Source organism: uncultured Ruminococcus sp., assembly GCA_902785355.1.
Classification (GTDB): Bacteria; Bacillota; Clostridia; order Oscillospirales; family Acutalibacteraceae; genus Ruminococcoides.
Window position 1 is genome coordinate 1 of sequence record CACZYF010000047.1, and the last position, 9,583, is coordinate 9,583.

Genomic DNA, 9,583 nt, shown 5'->3' on the forward strand with positions numbered 1-9,583 from the left:
GGGGAGGTGGCGCGAAGCGACAGAGGGGTGCCGTCTCCGGCTGAGGAACCGTCCCCTACGATTCTATGCAACGTTTATATAACTCCTAATTCCTAATTCCTCATTCCTAATTTATAATACCTCCTCACTCCTCTACCTCCCATCTCCGTTCCCGAAAAAGCCTTGACAAAAGCCGCTTGTAATGCGATAATATATAGGTTAGAGTATCAGTATCATATTCGATTGTCATTGTGAGGAGGGACATCGTCCCGACGCGGCAATCTCAACCGATAAAAATATGGAGAGGAAGGCTATTATGGCAGAACTCAACAAGTCCTATGACCCCAGGCAGGTCGAGGACAGGATATATCAATACTGGCTGGATCACAACTACTTCCACGCCAAGGTCGACCCCGACAAGAAGCCCTACTGCATCGTTATGCCGCCACCGAACATCACGGGTCAGCTGCATATCGGTCACGCGCTGGACAATACTTTGCAGGACATCCTGATCCGCTGGCGCAGGATGCAGGGATACGAGGCGCTGTGGCTGCCCGGCACCGACCACGCCTCCATCGCCACCGAGGCGAAGATCGTAGAGGCGATGCGCAAGGAAGGCGTCACTAAGGACGATCTCGGACGTGAGAAGTTCCTTGAGCGAGCGTGGGCATGGAAGCGCGAGTACGGCGGCAGGATCACCAAGCAGTTCTGGAAGCTGGGCGTCAGCTGTGACTGGGAGCGCGAGCGCTTTACGATGGACGAGGGCTGCTCCAACGCCGTCAAGGAAGTATTCATCAAGCTGTATAACGAGGGGCTAATCTATCGCGGTAACCGCATGGTCAACTGGTGCCCGCACTGCTGCACCTCGATCTCGGACGCCGAGGTCGAATATGAAGCGAAGAACGGCAACTTCTGGCACATTCTCTACCCCGTCAAGGAGACGGGCGAAATGCTGGAGATCGCCACCACCCGTCCCGAGACCATGCTGGGCGATACCGCCGTCGCGATCAACGTCGAGGACGAACGCTATAAGCACCTGCACGGCTGTCACGTCATCCTCCCCCTGCTGGATAAGGAGATCCCGATCGTATGCGACGAGCATGCCGATATGGAGAAGGGTACCGGCGTCGTGAAGATCACCCCCGCCCATGACCCCAACGACTTTGAGGTCGGGCTTAGGCACAGCCTGCCGATCGTGCGCTGCTTCACCTACGACGGTCACATGACCGGCGCCGAGGATGTTGCGGCATACGAGGAGCTGAAAGCGAAGGGCAAGCTCAGCGAGAACGAGCCCGAGGTACTCGACTGCGGCAAGTATGCCGGCATGACCACAGACGAGGCGCGCAAGGCGATCGTCGATGACCTGACCGCCCTCGGACTGCTCAAGGAGATCGAGCCGCTCTCTCACGACGTAGGCACCTGCTACCGCTGCCACACCACCATCGAGCCGATGGTATCGAAGCAGTGGTTCGTTAAGATGGCGCCCCTTGCCGCTCCCGCGATCGACGCGGTACGCACCGGCAAGACGCAGTTTATCCCCAAGAGATCCGAGAAGATCTATTTCAACTGGTTAGAAAATATCAAGGACTGGTGCATCTCCCGTCAGCTGTGGTGGGGTCACCGTATCCCTGTTTACTACTGCGATGAGTGCGGCGAGATGGTCGTCAGCAAAACCGCCGTAGACACCTGCCCTCACTGTGGCTCAAAGCACATGACCCAGGATCCCGACACCCTCGACACCTGGTTCAGCTCCGCCTTGTGGCCGTTCTCGACCCTCGGCTGGCCTGAGAACACCGAGGAGCTCAAGTACTTTTACCCCACCGATACGCTGGTCACCGGCTACGACATCATCTTCTTCTGGGTCGTTCGCATGATGTTCTCCGGCATCCACAACATGGGCGACGTACCCTTCCGCACCGTGTTCATCCACGGTCTGATCCGTGACGAACAGGGCAGAAAGATGAGCAAATCGCTGGGCAACGGCGTAGACCCGATCGAGGTCATCGAGAAGTACGGCGCCGACGCGCTGCGCTTCTTCCTCGCGACGGGCAACTCCCCCGGCAACGATATGCGCTACAGCGAGACCCGCGTCGAGAGCTGCCGCAACTTTGCGAACAAGCTCTATAACGCCAGCCGCTTCGTGCTGATGAATATTGAGGGTCATGACGTACCCCTGACCCTCCCCGATAAGCTCAAGCTGGAGGACAAGTGGGTGCTGTCTACTCTGAATACCCTGTGCAAAGACGTTACCGAAAACCTCGAGAAGTTCGAGCTGGGTATCGCTGTACAGAAGCTGTACGACTTCATCTGGGACTGCTTCTGCGACTGGTACATTGAACTGAAGAAAACCGACCTCTACAGCGATGATGAACAAGCGGCTCAGAACGCGCGCCGAGTGCTGGTCTATGTCCTCGACAAGATCCTAAAGCTTCTGCATCCGTTCATGCCGTTCATCACCGAGGAGATCTGGCAGAATATCCCCCACGAGGGCGACACCGTTATGCTTCAAAAATATCCCGAGTACACCGACGCGCTTGCCTTTGAGCGTGAGGCGGAGGATATGCAGAAGATCATGAACGCGATCACCGCCATCCGCACACAGCGCAACGAGATGAACGTACCGCCCTCCAAGAAGGCGAAGCTCTATATCGCCACCAAGACCGCGTCGACCTTCGAGCACGGCGTCGAGTTCTTTAAGAAGCTCGCGTCTGCGTCTGAGGTCGAGATCGGCGATGATTTCAACATTGACGGCGCCGTAACGGTCGTCACCGCCGACGCGAAGCTCTACATCCCGATGAACGAGCTGGTCGATAAGGAAGCGGAGCTCAAACGCCTGAACAAGGAGCTCATGAACACCGAAAAGATGCTCATGCAGGACGAGAAGAAGCTCAGTAACCCCGGCTTCATGAGCAAGGCTCCCGCCGCCGTCATCGAGAAAATCAAATCTCAGGCGGAGCGCGAGCGCGAGAAGATCGCCCTGATTAAGGCCGCCATCGAAAACTTAAAATAATCAACACAACAAAAGGGCTGTGAAAAACGCAGTCATTGCGAGGGCTTTAGCCCGTGGCAATCCCACAAAGGAGAGATCCCAGGGGCTGCCGCGCCGCTTACTCCTCTCGATGATGAAGATTTTTTCACAGCCTCTTATATCCTATTTGAAAGGGTGATCCGTATGAAAAATCTTTCCCGTATCATCGCCGTTCTCTGCCTTTTGGCGGCTCTCTCCCTCTCCGCCTGCGCCAAAACGCCCGCCGAGAATTCCACCGAAACCGCCGTAACAGCGACTCAAACACCGACCGAAACTCCCGCAACAATCGCGCCGACCACAGCCCCCTCGACTGATGCTCCCGCGCAGAACACCGCTGCCGAGCATCCGACCGACAGCGACCCCTCTCCCATCTCCCTCAGCGGCACGCGCTGGAATCTGAGCATGGTCTACGCGGACGGCGCGGAACAGCGCCCGAGCGTCCGTTACGGCTCCGTCATTCGTCAGACAGGCGCCTATATCACCTTCGACAGCGACAACACCTTTAACTGCGTCTTAGGTCTCATCGGCTGTACCGGCACCTATTCGACCTCTGACAGCGGCACGACCCTCCACATCACCACCCGCTATGACGGCACCTCCAAGAACGGCGAATCCTGTGACGAAAACACTGCCGTCACCATCGACCCCGAGACCCATGTCCTCTCCTTCACCTTCAACAACGCAAAGCACGAGTTCATTCCCGACTGAGTCTATCCCCTGTTTTCAACATCATCTACATATTATCTCAAAAACTTTTGCATACAAAAACGGCACGCTCAATCGAACGTGCCGTCATTTATTTGCTTATTCAGCGATCAGCTGTTGTTATTGCCCTCGCCGTGGAAGTAGACCTTCGCGTCGTCGAAGCCGCCCTCAACGTAGGTGCTGCATTCGCTTCTTACGGTGGCGCCGGGCTTGATCTCGGAGTCGTCGTCATAGCAGTAGTTGTTGTTGTGATCAACCAGCTTTCCGTTCTTGTAGAAGAATACGTCATACCAAACGTAATTCGCGGGAGTCTTGCCGTTATTGGTCAAGCTGACGATGACCTTGTCGGTCAGCTGGCTGACCTCAAGCGCCAGATCCTGGTCGACCGGGACTTCATAGCTGCTCAGGTCGGAGGCGTCGACCTTATATTCATAGGAGTTAAAGTCCTCATCGCAGGAGAATTCCTCGCAGACGGTGGTGCCCTTCGCAACAGCGTCAATGTAGTTGCTGGTGGTGCCGACGATCTTGCCATCCTTGAAGAAGTCGACGTTGATATCGAGGTTGCAGTCCTTGCCGCTGTCGTTGGTGATCAGCAGATAAACGTTCTTGCTGTAGTCGTCGAAGAAGGGGATGCCCTCTACCTTGATACCGTCGCTGGCCTTGCTGTTCTTGGAAGCCTCAACCTTGACGTTGCTTCCCACGGGAGCGCTGCTGGTGTCTGCCGCGCTGCTCGCGGGAGTGCTTGTAACGGACTCCGCAACAGAGCTTGTCTGGTTGTTATCGGCCGCGCTGGAAACAGGAGCGGGAGCGTCGCCGTTTTTGATGATCTTACGACCGCAAGCGGTCAGAGCTGTCGCCGCCATCAAGATCGCGCATACGAGTGCGATTGCTTTTTTCATCATAAAAACCTCACTTTATTATTTTCTGATTCCTAAGTGAGAAATCAATATGAAACAGAAACGGTTGATAATCTTTCCGTTTCTTCTTCGATTGTATTATATCATCTCAGGTTTACTGTCGCAATATGTCCGCAAAAAAACTGACAAAATAACCTCAGAACGCCATCAGCAGTCCTGAGGTTATGGTCATTTTAGATAGTTTCAATGGGTATATTTTTACATCAATGGCTGTTTTTTTATCTTCCTTCACACTTATATTCAGCGAGGATAGACCCCCATCGATAACGCCTGTCGGTCGCTTTCCTCAATCTTCCTTATGCGCGATCCGGATCCCCAGCACGTCGAGGGATTCCTGATCGACCTCGGAGGGACAGTTGCTCATCAACTCGGAGGCGTTCTGAACCTTGGGGAAGGCGGTGACCTCCCGCCAGTAATTCTCCGTTAAGGACAACTACATAAAGGGTGCGGCTGTTCTGTTATATCGAACGATTCATTTCATCAAAACGTCTTTGAACCGTAGTCGGTGCCGTCGGGTCCGAGGACTTCGATCCTGATGGATGGATCGCTCATACCGTTGTCCTTCAGCTCGTCTATTATCGGCTTTACGGTTTCTTCCTGACCGTTGAGATATTCTTCCATGCTCTCTTTGATCTTTTCCTTGAGCTCATCGGTCAGTCCGCCGGGGAAGGAAGTGTCCATGAACTTCTGCTTGAACGTGTAGGTGATCACCATGGTCGTACCATCGGCTGTAAATTCGACGTCCATCTTATCCTTGAGCGCTTCCCTGATGGACTCCTTCTGCTTCTGAAAAGCATCACCCTCGAAATAAGACTTGAGCAGGGCGGCATCGCCGGTGACCTCGGTCTCGGCAGTCTTAGCGGAATCGGCTGTAGAGCCCGCCTTGTTACCTCCGCAGGCAGCAAGGCTGAGCACCATGCAAAGCGCCAGAATAACAGCTGCTACGGATAGAATTCTTCTCATAACGGTTACTCCTTTCAAACTATCAAGAGTCTTTTGACTCTTTGATTTGGATACCCAGCACGTCGAGGGATTCCTGATCGACCTCGGAGGGGCAGTTGCTCATCAGCTCGGAGGCGTTCTGAACCTTGGGGAAGGCGGTGACGTCGCGCAGGCTGTCGGCGCCGCACAGGAGCATCGCGATACGGTCGAGACCGATACCCATGCCGCCGTGGGGCGGAGCGCCGTACTTATAGGCTTCGACCAGGAAGCCGAATTTCGCCTCGATCTCCTCGTCAGTCATCTTGAGCGCGCGGAACATCTGCTGCTGCAGCTCATAGTCCGTGATACGGATGGAGCCGGAGCTGAGCTCCGTACCGTTGAGGGTCAGGTCATACGCCTTGGCGATCACCTTGCCGGGGTCGCTCTCGAGGTACTGCAGGCACTCCTCCTTCGGCATCGTGAAGGGGTGGTGCATCGCGACCCACTCGCCGCTCTCCTCGTCGTACTCGAAGAACGGGAAGTCCACGATCCAGACGAACTTGAATACATCCTTCGGGATCAGGTCGAGCTGTCTGCCGACCTCTAAGCGCAGCGCGCCCAGCACAGGCAGGGTGGTACTGTTTTTATCGGCGACGATCAATACGACGTCGCCCTTCTCTACGCCGAGAGCGCCGGTGATACGGTCGAGGTCGCCCTCGCCGAGGAATTTACCGAACGAGCAGTTGGGCGTCTCGTCAGCCCAGCGAATATACGCAAGTCCCTTTGCGCCGATACCCTTGACGAACTCGGTGAGCTTGTCGATCTTCTTGCGGGTCAGGGCGGAGGCGGCGTTCTTTGCGACGATCGCGCGGACGGAACCGCCGTTCTCGATCGCGCTCCTGAACACGACGAAGTCGATATCCTTCACGGTATCGGTCAGATCCTGTATCGGCATCCCGAAGCGCACATCGGGCTTATCCGAGCCGTAGGTGTTCATCGCGTCGTTATAAGTCATGCGCTCGAAGGGGATCTCGAGGTCGATACCCTTGACCTCCTTGAAGATGCGCTGCATCAAGCCCTCGTTGATCTCCATGATATCCTCGACGTCCACGAAGCTGAGCTCCATATCGATCTGGGTGAACTCGGGCTGGCGGTCGGCGCGCAGATCCTCGTCGCGGAAGCAGCGTGCGAGCTGGATATAGCGGTCGAAGCCCGAGAGCATCAACAGCTGCTTGTAAATCTGCGGAGACTGGGGCAGGGCGTAGAACTTGCCGTTATGGATGCGCGAGGGCACGAGGTAATCGCGCGCGCCCTCGGGGGTGGACTTGATCATCATCGGCGTCTCGATCTCGATGAAGCCGTTCTCATAGAAGTAGTCCCGCGCGACCTTCGCGATCTTGGAGCGGGTGATGATATTGTTCTGCAGGGGGGTGCGTCTGAGGTCAAGATAACGGTACTTCAGGCGGATATCCTCCGCGGTCTTGGAGTCGTCGACGATCTCGAAGGGCGGGGTCTGCGCCTTGGAGAGCACGCGGAGATCCTTTACCTCGATCTCGATATCGCCGGTCGGGATCTTGCTGCTCTTTGCGGAGCGCTCGCGCACCGTTCCCACAGCGCACAGCACATACTCCGAGCGGGCGGAGAACGCCTTGTCAAAGATCGCCCTGTCGGTATTGTCGTCAAAAGCGAGCTGCACGATACCGGTACGGTCGCGCAGGTCGATGAAGATCAGCTGTCCGAGATCGCGCTGACGCTGCACCCAGCCGCATACGACGACCTCCTGTCCGATGTTATCGGCTCTCAGCGTGCCGCAGTAATGGGTACGCTTGAGCCCGGTCATAAATTCTGCCATATAAATCCTTCCTTATTCCAGATTGTAGGTGTTCGATTACTCCTTGAACTGAGCCGCTAATTTCGCCGCGGTGAACTCCTTGATGAAGCGGTCGGCGTCGAGCGGGATATCGCTCTGCTCGCCATCCGCCATATTCTTGAGCTTGGCGGTACCGTTCGCGATCTCATCATCGCCCAGTACCATCGAGAACTGCGCGCCGAGCTTGTTGGCGTACTTCATCTGCGCCTTGAGCCCTCTGCCGAAGACATCGAACTCGGCGTAAAGACCCGCCTTGCGGAGCATATTGCACAGCTCGCCCGCCTTCATATGGGCATTATCTCCCATCGAGGCGATGTAGATATCACAGGGAGCGGGCGCGGGGATCTCGATACCCTGCGCGTCGAGGGTCAGCAGCAGGCGTTCGATACCCGCCGCAAAGCCCAGCGCGGGCATCGCGTTGCCGCCCAGCTCTTCAATCAGCCCGTCATAGCGGCCGCCGCCGCAGATCGTGCTCTGGGCGCCGATATCGCCCGAGATGAACTCGAACACGGTCTTGGTGTAATAATCCAGTCCGCGCACGATAGTGGGATTCACGGTATATGCGACGCCGTTTGCGTCCAGATAGCGCTTCACGCCGTCAAAATGCTCGCTGCACTCGTCGCACAGGTAGTCGAGCACCGTCGGCGCACCCTGCGCGATCTCGTGATCGTGCGGCACCTTACAGTCGAGCAGGCGCATCGGGTTGCGCTCGAGTCGCTCCCGGCAGTCCTCGCACAGGGTATCCTTATACTGCGAGAAGTATTCTGTCAGCGCCTTGTGGTATGCGGCGCGGCACTTGGGACAGCCGATGGAGTTGATTTCCAGACGGATGTTCTTAAGCCCTAAACGGTCAAATATATTCGCCGCCGCGGTAATCAGCTCCGCGTCGGCGGCGGGATGGGAGGTGCCGTAGCACTCCATGCCGAACTGGTGGAACTCTCTGAGTCGACCCGCCTGCGGCTTCTCATAACGGTAGCAGGAGGTCAGGTAATACGCCTTGATGGGCAGGGGATCGTTGTGCAGACCGTGCTCGAGAAAGGCTCTCGCTGCGCCTGCCGTACCCTCGGGCCGCAGGGTGATGCTGTCGCCTCCCTTGGTCAGGAAGGTGTACATCTCCTTCTGCACCACGTCGGTGGTGTCACCGACGCCGCGCTCAAAGAGGTTGGTGTGTTCAAAAACAGGCGTACGCAGCTCCTTGTAGCCGAAGGCGCGCGCCTCCTCGCGGAAGAGATTCTCGAGGAACTGCCAGCGATAGCTGTCGCGGGGCAGAACATCCTCCGTGCCTCTCGGCTTTTTGGTGATCAACGCCATGTTTTTTCATCCTTTCAGACGGCGTTCTCACTCGCCGTCCCTACTTGTTTTCAGCCTAAATTTCGCTTTATATATTGTAGCACAAAAAGAAAGGCGTTGCAATAGGTTTACGGCACAAGAAAAGCCCTGCGTCAGCAGGGCTTAAACCAGCAGTCGTATCAGGGAGTGACGATCGGAAGCTCATACTCTTCGTAGGTATTTCCCTCAAAATCGCACAGTCCCGCGATCACGCGCTGGATGCGGGTCGCGTCAACGATAGTCAGCTCACCATCGCCGTCCGCGTCGACGTTTTTGATATGGGCGGGGTTGGAATCGGTGACGATATCGGCGAGGACACGCTGTGCGCGGGTCGCGTCGAGGACGGTGACTGTTTTGTCCCAGTCATAATCGCCGCGGATCGGCGCCGAAAAGCCGATATGCTTGCCGTTTGCGTCAATATGTTCGGGATTACAGCAGTTATGCTCGATATCGGTGAAGTGTTCGGAATCCTCCGCGTACATCCCGTAGCATCCGTCGCCGTAATAAAAATACCATGAGCCGCTGACGGGTCTGTTGGGCTGGTATTCGCTGTAAATATTCAGGACAAACGGGACGAAAATGCACCCGTCAAAGCTGTCACAGCCCTCCGGTACGGTCGCCCATTCATCCGGTTCCGCATATTCGCAGGGAAGACTGATGGATGATTTCATTTTCTGAAAGATCGGCTGATCGGGATCCTGTCCGCCGTCTACGCCGTTGTTCCAGATCAAAAACGACGCATCCGCCGGCATATCGACATAGTAGATCCCCTGTTCGGTGTCCTCGACCATTGCGCGGTAGCCGGGCCAGCTTTCACAGTACGCGGGAGCATTT

At 56.1% G+C, this 9,583-nt stretch carries 8 protein-coding genes; 2 read left to right on the top strand and 6 right to left on the bottom strand.

Features of this window, described 5'->3' with window-relative positions; genetic code table 11:
* Nucleotides 1-295 precede the first annotated feature (295 nt).
* Nucleotides 296-2,989, top strand: a complete 2,694-nt coding sequence (locus tag R2I50_RS09275) for a valine--tRNA ligase (RefSeq protein WP_316608867.1) — start codon at nt 296-298, stop codon at nt 2,987-2,989.
* Nucleotides 2,990-3,151: 162 nt separating this feature from the next.
* Entirely contained in the window at nt 3,152-3,715 is a 564-nt protein-coding gene (locus R2I50_RS09280; RefSeq protein ID WP_201428065.1) for a hypothetical protein, read from the top strand.
* Nucleotides 3,716-3,822: 107 nt separating this feature from the next.
* On the opposite strand, the gene R2I50_RS09285 is transcribed toward R2I50_RS09280, so the two are convergent.
* From R2I50_RS09285 to R2I50_RS09310, 6 genes are all read right to left on the bottom strand, one after another.
* Nucleotides 3,823-4,614 carry a hypothetical protein gene (locus tag R2I50_RS09285; RefSeq protein WP_316608868.1) on the bottom strand — a complete coding sequence of 264 codons (792 nt, stop codon included), beginning with the start codon at nt 4,612-4,614 and terminating at the stop codon, nt 3,823-3,825.
* 301 nt (nt 4,615-4,915) lie between these two features.
* Complete coding sequence (locus tag R2I50_RS09290; RefSeq protein WP_316608869.1) at nt 4,916-5,062, bottom strand: hypothetical protein; 147 nt, start codon at nt 5,060-5,062, stop codon at nt 4,916-4,918.
* A 47-nt stretch (nt 5,063-5,109) separates the two neighbouring features.
* Nucleotides 5,110-5,592 carry a DUF4854 domain-containing protein gene (locus R2I50_RS09295; protein WP_316608870.1) on the bottom strand — a complete coding sequence of 161 codons (483 nt, stop codon included), beginning with the start codon at nt 5,590-5,592 and terminating at the stop codon, nt 5,110-5,112.
* Nucleotides 5,593-5,614: 22 nt separating this feature from the next.
* A complete protein-coding gene (gene aspS, locus R2I50_RS09300; RefSeq protein WP_316608871.1) occupies nt 5,615-7,402 on the bottom strand; it encodes an aspartate--tRNA ligase in 1,788 nt (595 codons plus the stop codon).
* A 36-nt stretch (nt 7,403-7,438) separates the two neighbouring features.
* A complete protein-coding gene (hisS, locus tag R2I50_RS09305) occupies nt 7,439-8,731 on the bottom strand; it encodes a histidine--tRNA ligase (protein WP_316608872.1) in 1,293 nt (430 codons plus the stop codon).
* 158 nt (nt 8,732-8,889) lie between these two features.
* Nucleotides 8,890-9,583, bottom strand: a 694-nt coding sequence (locus tag R2I50_RS09310; RefSeq protein ID WP_316608873.1) for a dockerin type I repeat-containing protein, incomplete at its 5' end; no start/stop codon positions are given.